The organism is Nocardioides yefusunii (assembly GCF_004014875.1).
In the GTDB taxonomy this organism is placed as follows: domain Bacteria; phylum Actinomycetota; class Actinomycetes; order Propionibacteriales; family Nocardioidaceae; genus Nocardioides; species Nocardioides yefusunii.
The window spans coordinates 470,952-486,468 of record NZ_CP034929.1; the positions used below are offsets into that span (position 1 = coordinate 470,952).

Sequence of the window (15,517 nt, forward strand, 5' to 3'; positions counted from 1 at the left end):
GTGATGACGTCCGGGGGTGAGAGGGACGACGAAGGGGCCCGGCACATGGCCGGGCCCCTCGACGAAACAGGTGGTCGCTTCCTCAGGGGAGGAAGAGGTGCAGCACTCCGTAGGAGGCGGCAGCCACGAGACCGGCGGCCGGGAACGTGAGCACCCAGGCGACGACGATCGACTTCGCGACGCCCCAGCGAACAGCCGAGACACGCTTCGTGGCGCCCACACCCATGACTGCAGTGGTGATGGTGTGGGTGGTGGAGATGGGGGCCTGCCACACGTACGCGGTGGTGTAGAGCACCGACGCAGCCACGGCCTCGGACGCGAAACCGCGAGCCGGGTCGAGGTGGATGATGCGGCGACCGAGCGTGCGCATGATGCGCCATCCGCCGGACCAGGTGCCGAGCGAGATCGCCATGGCCGCCGAGAAGATGACCCACAGGGGCAGGTCGTCACCGGGGTTGACGTACTCACCGGCGAGCAGCGCCAGGAAGATGACACCCATCGTCTTCTGGGCGTCCTGCAGGCCGTGACCCAGCGCCATGGCGGCGGCCGAGACGGTCTGCGCGACGCGGAAGCCGCGCTGTGCCTTGTGCGGGTTCGCCTTGCGGAAGATCCACATGATGGCCAGCATCAGGGCGAAACCGAGCGAGAACGCGACCACCGGCGACAGCACCATCGGGATGACGACCTTGTCGATCACCGTGTCCCAGCTGACGTAGACGCTCGCAGCCAGACCGGAGCCGACGAGGCCACCGATCAGGGCGTGCGAGGACGACGACGGGAGGCCGAAGTACCAGGTGATCATGTTCCAGGCGATGGCGCCGAGAAGGCCGCACATGACGATCACGAGGGCGTGCGTACCGTCCCCGGGGTCGATCACGTCCGACACGGTGTGGGCCACCTTCTGACCCAGGAATGCGCCGACGAAGTTCATGACCGCAGCCATGCCGAGCGCCACGCGGGGCGTCAGCGCACGCGTCGAGACCGAGGTCGCGATCGCGTTGGCGGCGTCGTGGAAACCGTTGGTGTAGTCGAAGACGAGAGCGACGACGACTACCGCGATGATGATCGCGAGATCCATCGGGTCAGGACTCCTTGACGGCGATCTGCTCCACGGTGTTCGCGACGCGCTCGAAGGCGTCGATGGCGCCTTCCAGCGAGGTCACGATGTCCTTGAGCTTGAGGACGTCCATCGGCTGGTAGGCACCCGAGAAGAGGCTGGCCAGGAGGCGACGGAAGATCTTGTCGCCCTGGTTCTCGAGACGGTTGATCTCGATCCAGAACTCGGAGAGGTCGGCCATCGACTTCAGGCGCGGCATGGAGGCAACGGTGACCTCCGCGCAGCGCTGGATGACCTCGACCTGGTCGGAGAGCTCCTTCGGCAGGACCGAGGGCTCGTAGAGCAGGATCATGTCGACGGCCTCGTCCATCATGTCCATGATGTCGTCGAGACCGGACGCGAGGGCGTAGATGTCCTCGCGGTCGAAGGGGGTCACGAAAGTCGAGTTGACCTGCTTGATGATGCGGTGCGTGGTCTCGTCGGCGGCGTGCTCGGCATCGCGCATGCGCGAAGCGACGGCGTCGCGATCGGCACCTTCAGCCAGCATTTCGGCCAGGAGACCGGCGCCGGTGACCATGTGCCCGGCGGACTCGCTGAACAGTTCATAGAACGACGCGTCGACGGGACGGAACTTCAAACCCACGGGAAACTCCTGAGGAGGAGGAAGAGAACTCTCGTCATGCTACGGGCAGGTTCGCGAGCGGGCGCAAATGAGGACGAGAAGGAGTTGCCACTACTTCAACCGCGCGCGTAGTACGCGTGCGTGAGGACTGGACACCCCCGCGCGGGTGCAGACAACTCTCCGTCGAGGCGTCCTCGCGGGCGTCACCGCCGACGTCGTTGTCGTTCGACCAGGGCCGCGTGCAGGTGGGTGCTGCCGGGGCGTCGTTCCCAGGTTCCGTCCGTGAGCAGTGCCCAGGCGTCGGTGTCGGGTGCGAACGCCAGGTCGAGGACGTCGGTGACCTGCTGGGTGACGGGGCCCGCGGGCAGCCTGACCAGCACTTCCACGCGACGGTCGAGGTTGCGGTGCATGACGTCGGCCGAGCCGATCCAGACCCGCGGCTCTCCGCCGTTCTCGAAGGCGTAGGCCCGGCTGTGCTCCAGGAACCGTCCGAGCACCGAGCGCACCTCGATCGTCTCGGACAGCCCGGGGACGCCGGGACGGAGCGCGCAGATGCCGCGCACCAGCAGTTGGATCGGCACTCCGGCCTGGCTGGCGAGGTACAGCGCGTCGATGACGGCCTCGTCGACGACTGAGTTCGCCTTGATCCGGATCTGGGCCGGTCGCCCGGCCAGATGGTGGGCCACTTCGGTGTGGATCGCGTCGACCAGCCCCGTCCGGACGGTGTCGGGCGCCACCAGCAGGTGCTCGTAGGAGACGTTGCGGGAGATCCCTGAGAGCGTGTTGAACAGGTGTGCGACGTCCTCGCCGATCCCTTCGTCGCAGGTCAGCAGCCCGAGGTCCTCGTAGACGCGGGCGGTCTTGGGGTTGTAGTTGCCGGTCCCGATGTGGGTGTAACGCACGATCCCGTCGGGTTCCTCGCGCACCACCATCGAGAGCTTGCAGTGGGTCTTCAGCCCGACCAGCCCGTAGACGACGTGGCAGCCTGCCTGCTCCAGCTTGCGGGCCCACCGGATGTTGGCCTGCTCGTCGAAACGGGCCTTGATCTCGACGATCACCAGCACCTGCTTGCCGGCCTCGGCGGCGTCGATCAACGCGTCGATGACGGGGGAGTCCCCGGAGGTCCGGTACAACGTCTGCTTGATCGCGAGGACCTGCGGATCGGCGGCGGCCTGCTCGACGAAGCGCTGCACCGACGTCGCGAACGAGTCGTAGGGATGGTGCAGCAGGACGTGTCCGTGGCGTCGTACGGACTTGAACACGTCGACCGGCGACGACGACTCGACCTCCGCGAGCTGACGGTGGGTCGAGGGCACGAACGTCGGGTAGGAGAGGTCGTCACGGGGCAGGTCGGCGATGCCGTGCAGACCGCGCAGGTCCAGGGGGCCGGGCAGCCGGAACACTTCGCTGCGGGAGACGTCGAGCTCGGAGACGAGCATCTCCAGCATCCGCTCGTCCATCGTCTCCTCGACCTCGAGCCGCACCGGCGGCCCGAAACGACGACGCAGGAGTTCGCGTTCGAGGGCCTTGAGGAGGTTCTCGGTGTCGTCCTCCTCCACCTCGAGGTCCTCGTTGCGGGTCACCCGGAAACGGTGCGTGGCCACGATCTCCATGCCGGCGAAAAGTCGCTTGAGGTGCGCGCCGATCACGTCCTCGACCGGCACGAAACGTTGGTTCCCGAGCGGCACGAAGCGGTCGAAGAGCGGCGGCACCTTCACCCGGGCGAAGTGTTCGGTGCCGGTGCGCGGGTCCCGCACGAGCACGGCGAGGTTGAGGGAGAGCCCGGAGATGTAGGGGAAAGGGTGGGCCGGATCGACGGCCAACGGGGTCAGGACGGGGTAGATGCGTTCCTTGAACAGCCGCTTGCAGTGCTTCTGCTCCTCGCGGTCGAGTTCGTCCCACGTCACCAGTTCGACGCCCTCCCGGCGCAGCGCGGGCACGAGTTCGTCGCGGAAGACCCGTGCCTGGCGCTGGGTGAGCCGTCCGGTCTCGGTGAGGATTCGCTCCAGCACCTCGCGCGGCATCAGGCCCGACGCTGCCCGCACCGCCACCCCGGCTGCGATCCGACGCTTGAGGCCCGCGACCCGGACCATGAAGAACTCGTCCAGGTTGGAGGTGAAGATCGCCAGGAACCGGACCCGTTCGAGCAACGGCAGGGAGGGGTCATCAGCGAGTTCGAGGACACGCGCGTTGAAGCGCAGCCAGCTCAGTTCACGGTCGGCGAACCGGTCGGGGAATGCCCGGACGGCCGCCAGGGCCTCGTCGTGGGGCAGGTAGGGCGGGTCGACGTCGTAGGTGGCGTGCAGGTTCCGGTCGTGCTCCGGGGGCACGTCGGCGTCGACGTCCGGGGACGTCTCCGTGCCGTCGGGGTCATGGTGCGAGCTCGCCATGACGGGAGTCTGCCACTGTCGGGTGAACGACGGGTGACGTCGAGGCGCCAGCTGCATGAGGATTCCGGTCTGGACCGTCACCCTGCGCGGGGTAGGCGCGAATCAGGGGTGGATCAGCGTTCGAGCAGCAAGGTGACGGGGCCGTCGTTGACGCTGCTCACCTGCATGTGAGCACCGAAGACACCACGCTCGACGTGCGCCCCGAGACGCTCCAGTTCGGCGCCGACGGCCTCGTACAACGGCTCGCTGACCGGGCCGGGGGCTGCGGCCGACCACGACGGACGACGTCCCTTGGAGGCGTCCGCGTAGAGGGTGAACTGACTGACGAGCAGGATCGGAGCGCCGACGTCGGAGGCGGAGAGTTCGCCCTCGAGGATGCGCTGGTCCCAGATCTTCTTCGCGATCCAGGCGACCTCGGCGTCACCGTCGGAGTGCGTGATCCCGAGGTAGACCAACAGGCCGGGGCCGTCGATCGCGCCGACCACCTCGCCGTCCACCGTCACCGACGCCGACAGGACCCTCTGCACCACAGCACGCACGGGCGCAAGAGTATCCAGCATGCGACCGAATCCCTGTCGCGAGCGCAGCGCTCCGCCTAGCGTGCAGGCCGTGAAGACTCCGAATTCAGCTCTGGTCCTGCGTCTGGGGATCTACGGGGTGCTCGTCTATCTCGCCCAGTTCGCGGCCAGACATGCGGTGAGCATGGTGTCCCGCAAGGGGTGGGCGTGGGATTCCCGTGCCTACTACGACGCGTTCGAGGGCGGCGTGTACACCGGGACGCCGGGCAAGTTGGGGTCGTTCAACTACACCCCGGCGGTGGCCCAGATCGTCTGGCCGTTCACGCATCTGCCCTGGGTGGTCTTCGCGACGCTGACGGTGGCCGCTGCCGCGATCGGCGTGTGGTGGCTGCTGCGGCCTCTGGGCTGGTTCACGAAGACGCTCGGCTGGTGCATCTGTTCGGTCCAGGTCGCCAGTGGAAACATCGACTGGTTGCTCGCCGTGATGGCGGTCCTGGGCGTCACCCGTGGCGGGCCGTGGGCGCTGGTTGCGTTGACGAAGATGGCACCGACCTGGGGTCCGGTGTGGTTCGCGGCACGAGGGGAGTGGCGCAATCTGGCGAAGTTCGTCCTGACCTTGGTCGTGGTGGTCGCGATCTCGGTGGCGACGGTTCCGCACCTGTGGGTGGAGTGGTTCGACTTCGTGCGCGAGCACTCGGGTGAGAAGCCGGGCATGTTCCGCGAACTGCTGCCGCCGCTCCCGTTGCGGATGGCCTTCGCGTTCGCCTTGGTGGTCTACGGTGCTCGGACGTCGCGGCGGTGGACGATCCCGGTCGCGATGCTCTGTGCTGCACCGGTCCCGGGAACCGGTCCGTGGGCGTTGCTGGCCGGGCTGCCGCGGATGCTGGAGATGGACCGTGCCGAGCGCGCCGGTGGCGAGGTCTCCGCTGCTGACGGTGTTGCCGCCCGCCGTTCTTCTGGGGCGGAAGCCGCTGAACAGTCAACGACATGGGTGGAGAATCCCTAGGATTCCCCAGTGTGAACTGGACGCCCGCACGTCGCCTGGCCGGCATCTGTTGGATGGTGGCGCTGATGGTGGTGGGGGCCTTCTCCGCGGGCCACGCCGGGTTCATGATCAGCGAGTGGGACGGCGTCGGGTGGGACGCCAGGGCCTACCACCTCGCCTGGGACGGCTCGCTCTACGGACTTCCGCCGGGCGCTCCGAACGCCTACAACTACAGCCCGGTGTTCGCCCAGGTGCTGTGGCCTTTGACGCACCTGCCATGGTCCGTCTTCTGTGCGCTGGCCGTCGGATCAGCGGCGGTGGGCGTGCTGTGGTTGCTGCGCCCGGTCTCGACGGGCCTGCTCGTGCCGTTGCTGGCGGTGGCCGGGTCGGTGGTGCTCTCGGGCAACGTGGACTGGTTGATTGCGGTGCTGACGGTGCTGGGAGTGACCCGCGGAGCGCCGTGGGCGCTGGCCGCGTTCACCAAGGTCACCCCGTGTCTGGGGCCGCTGTGGTTCCTGGCGCGCGGGGAGTGGCCGTTGCTGGCCCGGGCAATCGGCTGGATCGTGCTGCTGGGCGGCGTCTCGTTCGCGTTGTCCCCGGGAGCGTGGCTGGACTGGATCAGCTTCCTGCGCGACAACTCAGGTCGGAGCCCGGGGATGTACCCCGAGGTGGTGCCGCCGCTCCCGCTGCGGATCCTGGTGGCGGCAGCACTCGTCGTCGTGGCCGCACGACGTGGACGCCCGTCCTGGCTCCCGGTCGCCATGTTCCTGGCCGTCCCGGTGCCCAGCACGGTGTCGCTCTCGCTGCTGTTGGCGATCCCACGTCTGCGGGAGTTCGAGCGCTCCCGGGCGCGGCAGGACTCAGTAGACGATCGCCTGGACGCCGTCGACCAAGATCTCCTCGGCGAAGCTCGCGGCCCCCGCGATTCGGGCGCCGGGGAGCAGGTCGTTCTCGGTGATGCCACGGCGGGCGGCGCACTGGGAGCAGACCGTCAGGCGCCCGGCCTCCAGCACGACGTCACGCAGTGAGGCCAGGGGAGTGGCGAGCGGCAGTTCGAACTCCTCCGCCTTGCCGGGCACGCCCAACCAGGCGGCTTCGCCCGTGAGCCAGAGCGAGACATCGGCTCCGGAAGCGACGGCGGAGGCAGCGACGGTGAACGCCTGGTTGAGGCGTTCGGCGTCCTCTGCTCCGCAGGTGACCTTGACGACGAGTGGGCGAACCATGGTTGCAGCCTAGGATGTAGCCATGGTGTTCCAGCTCCCTGACAACCTTCACCCCAACTGTGGCCCGATCGCGTGGCTGCTGGGCACGTGGCGCGGCAACGGTCACGGCGACTACCCCACGATCGAGAAGTTCCAGTTCAAGCAGGAACTGATCTTCACCCACGACGGGCGTCCGTTCTTCCACTACATGTCGCACTCGTGGATCACGGACGAGAACGGTGAGGTGCTGCGTCCCGGCGCCATCGAGACCGGCTTCGTGCGCTGCCCCGAGCAGGGCAAGATCGAGTTCCTGATGACGCACAACACCGGCGTCTCCGAGATCTGGCACGGCGAGGCCGCTGACGGCAAGGTCGAACTGACCACCGACGCCGTCATGCGTACCGAGTCGGCGAAGGAGGTCACCGCGGGCAAGCGTCTCTACGGCAACGTCAACGGCGAACTCATGTACGCCTACGACATGGCCGCCGAGGGCCAGGGCCTGCAGCCGCACCTGTGGGCTCGCCTGCAGCGCGCCTGAGCCAGTACGCCATTCGGCACTGAGCTCCACCCTGCAGTCCACACTGCAGCTCCACCCAGCACTGAGCTCCACACCTGTTCCACACGTACCGGTCCAGGAGGATCGATGCCCGACGAACTCGCGAGCCGCCTGCGCGGCAAGGGGTACCGCCTCACGCCTCAGCGCCAACTGGTGCTGGGCGCTGTCGAGGCGCTCGGGCACGCCACCCCGGACGAGGTCCGTGACCATCTCGAGGGAGCGGTCAACACTTCCACGGTGTACCGCTCCCTCGAGGTGCTCGAAGAGCTCGGCCTGGTGCGACACACACACCTGTCCGACCGCGCCCCGACGTACCACTCGGCGCGTGAGGCCGAGCACTTCCACCTCGTGTGCCGCCGGTGTCGCCGGGTCACGTCGGTCGCCCCGGGCGATGCGGTGGTGTTCGTGGAACAACTCCGCGCCCAGCAGGGTTTCGTCACTGACGTCGGTCACCTGACGATCTTCGGCGAGTGCGTCGACTGTGACGCGCCCGTGGAGGCCGACGACGCCGACGCCGACGCGCACTCCCACGTGCACTGACGCCCTGCTCCCGTAGAACCCAGATCCCTGACGGCTCCTCGCGGGGCCACCACCCCGGAGGCCCCCATGACCAGCCCGTTCCTCTCCTTCCCCGGCGCGGTCGCCGGCGACGGCATCGACGCTCCCGTCCCGGCGCACTACGGCTCCTTCAACGTGGAGCAGCGCACGTTGGTGAGCGGCGACGGTTTCGTCGACCTCTCGCACCGCGACGTGGTGCGGGTCAGTGGTCCGGACCGGCTCACGTGGCTGCACTCTCTGACCACGCAGCACCTCGCGCAGCTCCCGCCCAAGCAGTGGACGCAGGTGCTGGTGCTCAGCCCGCAGGGCCACGTCGAGCACCACTTCGCCGGTGTCGACGACGGCGAGGCTTTCCTGGCCCACACCGAGCCCGGTGCTGGTCAGGCGTTGGTCGACTTCCTCGACCGGATGCGGTTCATGCTGCGCGTCGAGGTGACGTTGGTCGAAGACCTCGCGGTCTGCTGGCGTCCGTCCCCGGCCGGCACTCCTGAGACGGAAGCGGTCGGCACCTACGACTTCGTCCCCACCGACAGGCTCGAGGCGTACGCCGCTGCGGCCGGTCCTGCGTGCGGCCTGATGGCGTTCGAGGCGCTGCGGATCGAGCGCGGCGAGGTGCGTCTGGGCCTCGACACCGACCACCGCACCATCCCCAACGAGACCACGTGGCTGCGCGACGCCGTGCACCTCGACAAGGGCTGCTACCGCGGCCAGGAGACGGTCGCGCGGGTCAACAACCTGGGGCGTCCTCCGCGTCGTCAGACCATGCTGCACCTCGACGGTTCCGAGAACCGCCTTCCGGCGATCGGTTCCGAGGTCACGCTCAACGGCAAGGTCGTCGGTTTCGTCGGAACCTCGGCCCGCCACCACGAGCTGGGCCCGATCGCGGTCGCGATGCTCAAGCGCAGCGTCGACACGTCGGCCGAACTGCTGGTCGACGGCATGAGCGCGGCCCAGGAGGTCGTCGTCGACCCCGAGATCGGCCTGCACGTGCGTCGTCCCCTGCGCTGACGTCGGAGAGGCCGACGCGCCGGGCGGGCGCCGCTGACCGCTCGGTCACTCGGCGATCCGGCCGCCCCTGGCGTGCCACCATGCCAGTTCGGCGCGGGTCTCGTCGGGCAGGGTCGCGTCGGCGACCAGGTCGGCGAGGTCGGACGAACGGTTCATGCCGGCGGCGTACCGCGCGGCCTGTGTCGTGTCAGGGTCGAGCAGCGCGGTGCGCAGGACGTCGGTGGGCACCGGGTGCCCGGTGGTTCCGGCAACGGTCAGGGCGCTGGCGCGCAGCGTCGGGGTGGTCGCGCTGATCCACAGGTCGAGCCCCGGGACGGGGGCGTCGTGACGGAAGTTGCTGATCCGTCGGACGATCCGGTCCCGCGCGGGGCAGTCGGGGTGGGTTCCGGCCAGTTCGACCATGCGCCCCGCGATCGTCGCGGAGAGCTGGGGCAGCGCGCTGAGGACCATCACGGCGGAGGCGGCGCGGGCTTCCCAGGGGCCGAAGACGATCTCGAACAGCAGACGCGCCAGCATCGGCTGGTTCCCGACACCGAGCGGTCCGGTGATGTCGTCGGCATGATCGAGACACCACCGCCACGCGGGGTTCTCCGACGACCGTGTCCAGTCGTCGAGGCTCTCCGACGCGGGCAGGGGACGCGAGGGGTTCTCGCCGAGACGACGCCAGGCGTCGCGGGGGACGAGGCGCATGACGTGGGTGGCCCACCGTTCGACGTCGCTGCCGGGGGCGGCGTCGTCGAAGACGGTCAGGAGCGGGGCGGTGAGCCCTTCCCAGAAGTCGTTGCCGCCGATCTGGCCCAAGGACTCCAGGCCGAGAGCGCCGTGCAGCGCGGTGCGTTCGGCTCCCAGGAGGCCCAGTGACCACTTCACCGCTTCGGCGTCGACGCGCTTGCCGGCAGCGCTGGCCAGCAGTTCGGTGCCGTGGGCATGGGGCTGGTTCACGGTCTGGCGAGCCACGTCGAGGACGAGGTCACCGTAGTGGGAGCAGCGCAGCATCGACAGTGCCTCGTAGCGGGCCGGGAGCGCGTGCGAGACCGACCGGGCGGCCTCGCTGGCGAGGCGGCGCACGATCTGTTCGAACAGCGGGACCGGGAGCCCGACGTTGCCGGGCACACCGATGGTGCGGGCCCAGCGGACCCATTCGCCACCGGTGACGGTCGCGGTCGGGTCCAGGAGACGTTCGGTGATGCCGGAGACGGTGCGGACGTCGGTCTCGGCCGGCAGCGGGCAGGTGTCCTTGAGTGGGGGCTCGGGGTGGGCGCGGCACAGGATCGCCGTCGGCGCCCAGAGTGCACCGTCAGGCAGTCCGAGGGCCTGCTCGAAACGCTGGGTGATGAAGCTGTCGCGTCGCTGCCCGGTCTCGATCCGGCTCAGGTGGGCAGCGCTCGACTCGAGTCGAGCCGCCATGGCCTGAAGGCGGGTGTCGCCCGCGTCGGGCGTGGTCGTCCTGGCCATCCTGACCAGCCAACCCAGCCGCGCGGGTACGTCGATGTTCCCGCCGTTGAGTGGTGTGGTGTCGTCGAGCGTTCGCACAAATCCCCCGATGTGCTCCGTGTGGTATCGCAAGTATGGGGGCGTCGACGGGTGCTGCGGGGGATGAAAAGCGAGGGGTGATCCGAAATACATGCGAAATCACGATTGAAGAGGGCCCAGAAGGGGAAAGATCACCGATTCCTGATTCCGTCACGCGGGTGCGTGTAGCGGAATCTGTGTGACGCTCAGATGTCCCGGTCGGGCCGGGCGTACATGACGTGGGTGTCGCGGTCGGCGTGGGAGAAGCCCAGGGACGTGTACGTCGCGATCGCGGCGGCGTTGTCGGCCTCCACGTAGAGCAGCACCTCCGTGACCCCGGCGTCCTGCAGGTGGTGCAGACCGGCCAGCGTCACCAGCTTCCCGATGCCGCGTCCCTGCGCGGACGGATCGACGCCGACGACGTAGACCTCGCCCAGGGTGGGGGAGTGCTGCTTGGTCCAGTGGAAGCCCCACGTCCCGCGCTTCGACGTGGGAGTGGCGATGATCAGGCCCTCAGGGTCGAACCAGTCCTCGCGCATCCGCCGGGCGAGGTTCACCAGGTCCATGTCGCCCTGCTCGGGGTGCTGGGCGAAGGCCGCGGCGTTGACCCGCAGCAGTTCGTTCGTGTCGCCGTGACGCTCACCGAACCGGTGCAGGGAGACCCCGGCCGGCACCTTCAACGGCGGGAGATCGGGGGCGTCCTCGCCCATCGGGCGCCGCATCACCCACAGGTCACGCACCCGGGACCAGCCGAGGGAGGCAGCGAGCGCAGCGGCACCGGGGTGGTTGCCGTGGCTCCATGCGCGTGCGACGTCGGGGTGGGTGGAGAGCACCTCGCGGGCCAGATCGGCGGCCAGACCGTTGCGTCGCACGGGGGGATCGGCGACCAGCGCCAATTCGTCGCCCACGACGACGGCGACGACGCCGTCCTTGCTGACGACGTCGGCGAGTCCTTCGCGCAGCGCCATCGTGACGGACTCGTCCCAGGGGGCGGCTCCGTCGGCAGCAGTGGCGCGGGCGGCGATGTCATCGATCGTCGGCATGAGGTGAGCCTAGAGCGAGTGGGGCGCCGTGTGTCAGGTCAGGGACGTGTCACGCCGAGGTGGTGCTGTCCTGCTCCTCGTCGACGCGCTCACGCTGCAGCACGAAGCGGTAGCCGACGTTGCGGACCGTGCCGATGAGGGTCTCGTTCTCGGGGCCGAGCTTGGCGCGCAGGCGACGGACGTGCACGTCGACGGTGCGGGTGCCCCCGAAATAGTCGTAACCCCAGACCTCCTGCAGCAGCTGTTGGCGGCTGAAGACGCGTCCGGGGTGTTGGGCCAGGAACTTCAGGAGCTCGAACTCCTTGAAGGTGAGGTCGAGCGCTCGACCTCCGATCCGGGCGGTGTAGGTGGCGTCGTCCACGACGACCTCGCCGGTCCGGATGACGTGCGCCTCCGGGTCGGCCGCGGCCTTGGCCGCGGTGAGGCGTCCGACGGAGAGACGGATCCGGGCCTCGAGCTCGGCCGGCCCGCAGGTGTGCAGGACGACGTCGTCCATGCCCCAGTCGTGGGAGACGACGGCGAGGCCGCCCTCGGTGACGACCAGGACGACCGGCACCTCGGCGCCGGTGGTGCGGATCAGGCGGCACAGGTCACGGGCGTGGGCGAGGTCCTGGCGACCGTCCACGAGGACGAGGTCGGACTCCGGCGCCTCGAGCAGTGCGCTGCCCTCGGCGGGCAGGATCTTCACCTGGTGGCCCAGCAGTGCGAGACCGGGCAGCACGTCCGCGGACGACTGCAAGGCGCTGGTGAGTAGCAGCAGCGTGCTCAAGTGCGCCTCCTCTGTCAGGTCTGGAAGGGCCAAGAATATCTGCCGCGGCGTGGTCCACGTCACCGGATCGCCGTACGTGGGCGTCGTTCTGTGCGTGTTCAGGTGCTGACGACGGGCCCGTGAGGCGCGGGGAGCGGCTCGACGTGGCGTGCGTCACCGCCGCCCCATGAGCCCCGAAGTGTCCGGATCGCGGGACGCGGCAGCGTCACACGCATGCGTTCACAGGCAGTTGCTGGCGGTGGGACGTGCTGCGCACCAGTGGGTCTTCACCTGGGACGCGCTCAGGATGACTCCATAGGCGGACACGGCGTCGATGTGTGCTTCCGACTGATGGGAGGTGGCCGTCGCGGCGTCGTAGCCTCCCGCGCCGATGCGCCACCGAGCGGCACTGACCACCTCGAGGCTGGCGCCGGAGTTGCCGCTGGCGACCGAAGCTCCGTCCACGTAGATCACCAACGGGCGGAGGAACCCGGCGACGCCCGCGCCCATCGTGAGGACGACGTGGTGCCACTCCCCGTCGTCGTAGGCCTTCCCCGCGGGGCTGATCAGTGAGGTGAGGATCCCTTCGCGGATCCGTCCTGACGCATCGACCTGGAGCGACGGGAAGGCGGCGTTGGCCGTGGCGGACGTCGCATTGATCTGGAGCCCCGCGAGTTGCTGCGGAGTGCTGGTGCGCGTCGTCCTGAACCACAGTTCGACCGAGACGGCCGACAGGCCGAGGAGCGAGCCGACCGCACCGCCGAGCACGGCGTAGCCGGCCTTGCCGGTGAACTTCAGGTGCGCCCCGGGGATGGCGCCTCCCGTGGCGGGCTGTGTGGTTGTGGACCCGTACACGGTGCCGTCGCCGAGGCTCGCGAATCGGCTCTTGAGCGTCGTCGTGCCGCTGGACTCGTCCAGGAGCCAGAACCCCGCAGGGGTGTTGAGGTCGACGGCTCGCACGTACGGATGGCGGAAGTCGCTCGAGGCAGTCCACTTGTTCCCGGGGTGTGGGCTCGAGCGGCTGAAGCGAGCGTCCGCGTTCCCCGGGACGGAGCCGACCACGGTGGTGGCGACCGCGAGGGCCAGCAGGGTCAGGCAGACGAGGGCGATCGACCGGCCCGTGCCACCGTGCGGCGGGTCCGGTGGGTCGCTGTCGTCGTCCTCGGGGGAGCGACGCAGGGAGCGGACAGCGGCGACCAGACCGGGCGGGTCGTCGGCCAGGCGTCGTCGGGCCAGACCGAAGGCGAGAGCCGTCAACACCATCCACAGCAGCAGCGGCGCCCAGGCGGCGCTCCGGAACCAGACGACGGGGCTGCCCACCCACGGCGCCATCAGAGTGGCTCGCCCCAGGAACGCCTCACGGGGGACCGGCGTGATGTCCGGATCGGGGTTCGCGTCGCCCTGGGAGGTCCACGTCCCGTCGTGGGGGCCGTCGGCAGGCCCGTCGTCGTCGAAGCCGATGATCCGGTGCAGCAGGACGTGTCCGTCGCTGCGCGAGGGGTCGGCGAAGGCGTAGATCCTCCCGGGTTCGGGGGAGACCTCGGGAGCCAGGCTCCGCGTGTGAACGACGTCGCCCACCGAGATCCGGGGCTCCATCGACCCCGACTGCACGACGTAGGTGTGCCACCCGAACAGGCTGGGGACCACTGCTGCGGCAGCCAGCGTCAGGAGCACGGCCCGGTAGAGGCGGGCTGCGGTCACCGCGCAGAACTCGGCCCAGACGCTCGTGGGGGAGCGTCCGGGCCGGGCAGTGTCTTGTGCTCTGGGGGACATGGGGCCTTCGAAGGATCAGGTGGTGGTCATGGTCCAGGTGAAGCTCGCGCCGCCGGTCAGGCCCTGGAGGGTGTTGTGCTCCACCCCTCCGGTCGGTGTGAAGGTCCAGGTGAAGGTGAAGGCGTACTTGGTGGTCGTGGTGGTGGCGTGGGTGTCCACCGAGTAGTCCGGGGTGGTGACGTTCGGGACGCCCAGGGTCCCGTTCGCGACCGTGACCGCGGTTCCGGTGGCGGTGGCGCAGGTCTCGGCGCCGGTGGCTTCCTTGCGGGTGACGGTCAGGGCGATGTGCGGTTTGAGGCCGGCGGCGGGGAGCCCGGTCGGGGCGGAGGTGAACGAGACCGTCGAGGCCGGGCCGTTGGTGGCCGTGACCAGGATGCACTTCGAGTCGGTGGCGCCCGGAGCGATGTTGGTGACGGCGAACGAGGCGTTGCCCTCGTTCTCACTGGTCAGGGTGATCGCCCCTGCCTGCCAGGAGTTCTCGGGGCTGGTGGTGGTGTCGGTGAACGCCGACCAGGAGGCCTGGTAGACGAGGGCGCCGGCGGCCACGACCGCGACCGGGGTGGTGAGTGCTGCCAGAAGAGTGCGGGTCTTCTGCTGCCGCGTGCGGGGGCGGGTGGGATTCATGGGGAGCCTCGGAGTGGTCGGGCCGCCGAGGGGAACGGCGGGGGTGCTCCCAGTAGGTGCCCGCCGGGTTCCCGCTGTCAGCCGGGCTCACGCGTGCGCGCGCCGGTAATCACCCGTGGAGGGTGACTCCGGGAGGGGAGGAATGCTGGGGCCGGGGGCGTGGTTGGCTTCTGGTGTGACCGTCGGACAGTGGATTCTCGTGGTGGCCGTCGTGGTGGCCGTGGGCTTCGGTCTGTGGCGTGCGCGGATGGACGGTCGCTTCGGGTCGTCGCGGGCGGTGCCCGCGCAGGAAGGTGTGGTTGTGCAGGACGAGGTCGTCTCGGTGGTGGCTGACACCCCGTTCGCTGATCAGCTGGGGGAGCGCGCGACGTTCCTGCAGTTCTCGAGCGCGTTCTGTGCTCCGTGCCGGGTCACCCGCCGCACGTTGGAGGAGGTCACCGATCTCCTTCCTGACGTGGCTCACGTCGAGGTCGACGCCGAGCTGCACCTCGACCTGGTGCGTCGTCTGGACGTCCTGCGGACTCCGACGACGATCGTGCTCGACGCCGCTGGACGTGAGGTGACGCGCGCGGCGGGCGCCCCGACGAAGGCGCAGGTGCTCACCGCGCTGGCCCTCGTCCACGACTCCTGACGACTGCGTGACGACCTCCCGCCGGCTGCGTCCATGGGCGCACGAGGGGGAGTCGTGAGCGTGAAAACGGGTCCGATTCTCACACTGTGGACCCCTTGTCCACATAATGGACGAGCAATTCGTGCAACGAGTCGGTAGCGACCTACTCTTCTCGACATGAACTCGGCCTGGCTGACCAAGCGACGCGCAGTGGACCACTGCCGCGTCCGGTCTGCGCTGTGTCGAATGTCCTGTGGTTGACGCATCTCCATTTGTCCATTGACTTAATGGATTAAGGTGGCGTCAGCCTC

15 protein-coding genes and 1 pseudogene are annotated in these 15,517 nt (G+C 69.0%); 6 read left to right on the forward strand and 10 right to left on the reverse strand.

Features of this window, described 5'->3' with window-relative positions:
- Positions 1-82: 82 nt before the first annotated feature.
- From EOV43_RS02020 to dtd, 4 genes are all read right to left on the reverse strand, one after another.
- The gene (locus EOV43_RS02020; protein ID WP_128219445.1) at positions 83-1,078 is read right to left on the reverse strand and encodes an inorganic phosphate transporter; all 996 of its coding nucleotides are present in this window, start codon (positions 1,076-1,078) and stop codon (positions 83-85) included.
- Between the two features lie 4 nt (positions 1,079-1,082).
- Positions 1,083-1,700, reverse strand: a complete 618-nt coding sequence (locus EOV43_RS02025) for a DUF47 domain-containing protein (RefSeq protein WP_128219446.1) — start codon at positions 1,698-1,700, stop codon at positions 1,083-1,085.
- 182 nt (positions 1,701-1,882) lie between these two features.
- A complete protein-coding gene (locus EOV43_RS02030) occupies positions 1,883-4,069 on the reverse strand; it encodes an RNA degradosome polyphosphate kinase (RefSeq protein ID WP_128219447.1) in 2,187 nt (728 codons plus the stop codon).
- Between the two features lie 113 nt (positions 4,070-4,182).
- Entirely contained in the window at positions 4,183-4,608 is a 426-nt protein-coding gene (gene dtd, locus EOV43_RS02035; RefSeq protein WP_128219448.1) for a D-aminoacyl-tRNA deacylase, read from the reverse strand.
- Positions 4,609-4,678: 70 nt separating this feature from the next.
- Here dtd and EOV43_RS02040 point away from each other — a divergent pair, with 70 nt between their 5' ends.
- Positions 4,679-5,593, forward strand: coding sequence for a glycosyltransferase family 87 protein (locus EOV43_RS02040; protein ID WP_164878623.1), 915 nt, complete (start codon positions 4,679-4,681; stop codon positions 5,591-5,593).
- Between the two features lie 104 nt (positions 5,594-5,697).
- Positions 5,698-6,600 (forward strand): glycosyltransferase family 87 protein, encoded by a 903-nt coding sequence (locus EOV43_RS15635; protein WP_239022268.1) that lies wholly within the window; start codon positions 5,698-5,700, stop codon positions 6,598-6,600.
- Here the strand turns inward: EOV43_RS15635 and EOV43_RS02050 are convergent.
- Positions 6,526-6,795 (reverse strand): annotated as a pseudogene (locus tag EOV43_RS02050) (DsrE family protein); the annotation flags it as partial. The gene EOV43_RS15635 and the pseudogene EOV43_RS02050 sit on opposite strands and share 75 nt — an antisense overlap.
- A gap of 22 nt (positions 6,796-6,817) precedes the next feature.
- Between EOV43_RS02050 and EOV43_RS02055 the strand changes: the two are divergent.
- The 3 genes from EOV43_RS02055 to ygfZ all read left to right on the forward strand — a co-directional run bounded on the left by EOV43_RS02055 (position 6,818) and on the right by ygfZ (position 8,896).
- Entirely contained in the window at positions 6,818-7,312 is a 495-nt protein-coding gene (locus EOV43_RS02055) for a heme-binding beta-barrel domain-containing protein (RefSeq protein ID WP_128219452.1), read from the forward strand.
- A 105-nt stretch (positions 7,313-7,417) separates the two neighbouring features.
- Positions 7,418-7,870, forward strand: a complete 453-nt coding sequence (locus EOV43_RS02060; protein ID WP_128219453.1) for a Fur family transcriptional regulator — start codon at positions 7,418-7,420, stop codon at positions 7,868-7,870.
- A gap of 66 nt (positions 7,871-7,936) precedes the next feature.
- Positions 7,937-8,896, forward strand: a complete 960-nt coding sequence (gene ygfZ, locus EOV43_RS02065; protein ID WP_128219454.1) for a CAF17-like 4Fe-4S cluster assembly/insertion protein YgfZ — start codon at positions 7,937-7,939, stop codon at positions 8,894-8,896.
- Positions 8,897-8,941: 45 nt separating this feature from the next.
- Here ygfZ and EOV43_RS02070 read toward each other — a convergent pair whose 3' ends face one another.
- From EOV43_RS02070 to EOV43_RS02090, 5 genes are all read right to left on the reverse strand, one after another.
- Positions 8,942-10,351 carry a hypothetical protein gene (locus EOV43_RS02070; protein WP_128219455.1) on the reverse strand — a complete coding sequence of 470 codons (1,410 nt, stop codon included), beginning with the start codon at positions 10,349-10,351 and terminating at the stop codon, positions 8,942-8,944.
- A gap of 263 nt (positions 10,352-10,614) precedes the next feature.
- On the reverse strand, positions 10,615-11,451 hold the full coding sequence (gene mshD, locus EOV43_RS02075) for a mycothiol synthase (RefSeq protein WP_128219456.1): 837 nt from the start codon (positions 11,449-11,451) through the stop codon (positions 10,615-10,617).
- A 49-nt stretch (positions 11,452-11,500) separates the two neighbouring features.
- Positions 11,501-12,220: a response regulator transcription factor gene (locus EOV43_RS02080; RefSeq protein WP_128219457.1), complete on the reverse strand. Its 720-nt coding sequence runs from the start codon at positions 12,218-12,220 to the stop codon at positions 11,501-11,503.
- A 219-nt stretch (positions 12,221-12,439) separates the two neighbouring features.
- Complete coding sequence (locus EOV43_RS02085; protein ID WP_128219458.1) at positions 12,440-13,972, reverse strand: LamG-like jellyroll fold domain-containing protein; 1,533 nt, start codon at positions 13,970-13,972, stop codon at positions 12,440-12,442.
- 15 nt (positions 13,973-13,987) lie between these two features.
- The gene (locus EOV43_RS02090) at positions 13,988-14,596 is read right to left on the reverse strand and encodes a hypothetical protein (protein WP_128219459.1); all 609 of its coding nucleotides are present in this window, start codon (positions 14,594-14,596) and stop codon (positions 13,988-13,990) included.
- Between the two features lie 175 nt (positions 14,597-14,771).
- Here EOV43_RS02090 and EOV43_RS02095 point away from each other — a divergent pair, with 175 nt between their 5' ends.
- Positions 14,772-15,227 (forward strand): thioredoxin family protein, encoded by a 456-nt coding sequence (locus tag EOV43_RS02095; RefSeq protein WP_239022184.1) that lies wholly within the window; start codon positions 14,772-14,774, stop codon positions 15,225-15,227.
- Positions 15,228-15,517 lie beyond the last annotated feature (290 nt).

Bases quoted from the DNA above. Each gene is read 5' to 3' on its own strand.
- EOV43_RS02020 (WP_128219445.1), bottom strand. From the start codon at position 1,078: ATGGATCTCGCGATCATCATCGCGGTAGTCGTCGTCGCTCTCGTCTTC.
- EOV43_RS02030 (WP_128219447.1), bottom strand. From the start codon at position 4,069: ATGGCGAGCTCGCACCATGACCCCGACGGCACGGAGACGTCCCCGGAC.
- EOV43_RS15635 (WP_239022268.1), top strand. From the start codon at position 5,698: ATGATCAGCGAGTGGGACGGCGTCGGGTGGGACGCCAGGGCCTACCAC.
- EOV43_RS02055 (WP_128219452.1), top strand. From the start codon at position 6,818: ATGGTGTTCCAGCTCCCTGACAACCTTCACCCCAACTGTGGCCCGATC.
- EOV43_RS02060 (WP_128219453.1), top strand. From the start codon at position 7,418: ATGCCCGACGAACTCGCGAGCCGCCTGCGCGGCAAGGGGTACCGCCTC.
- ygfZ (WP_128219454.1), top strand. From the start codon at position 7,937: ATGACCAGCCCGTTCCTCTCCTTCCCCGGCGCGGTCGCCGGCGACGGC.
- EOV43_RS02070 (WP_128219455.1), bottom strand. From the start codon at position 10,351: ATGGCCAGGACGACCACGCCCGACGCGGGCGACACCCGCCTTCAGGCC.
- mshD (WP_128219456.1), bottom strand. From the start codon at position 11,451: ATGCCGACGATCGATGACATCGCCGCCCGCGCCACTGCTGCCGACGGA.
- EOV43_RS02085 (WP_128219458.1), bottom strand. From the start codon at position 13,972: ATGTCCCCCAGAGCACAAGACACTGCCCGGCCCGGACGCTCCCCCACG.
- EOV43_RS02090 (WP_128219459.1), bottom strand. From the start codon at position 14,596: ATGAATCCCACCCGCCCCCGCACGCGGCAGCAGAAGACCCGCACTCTT.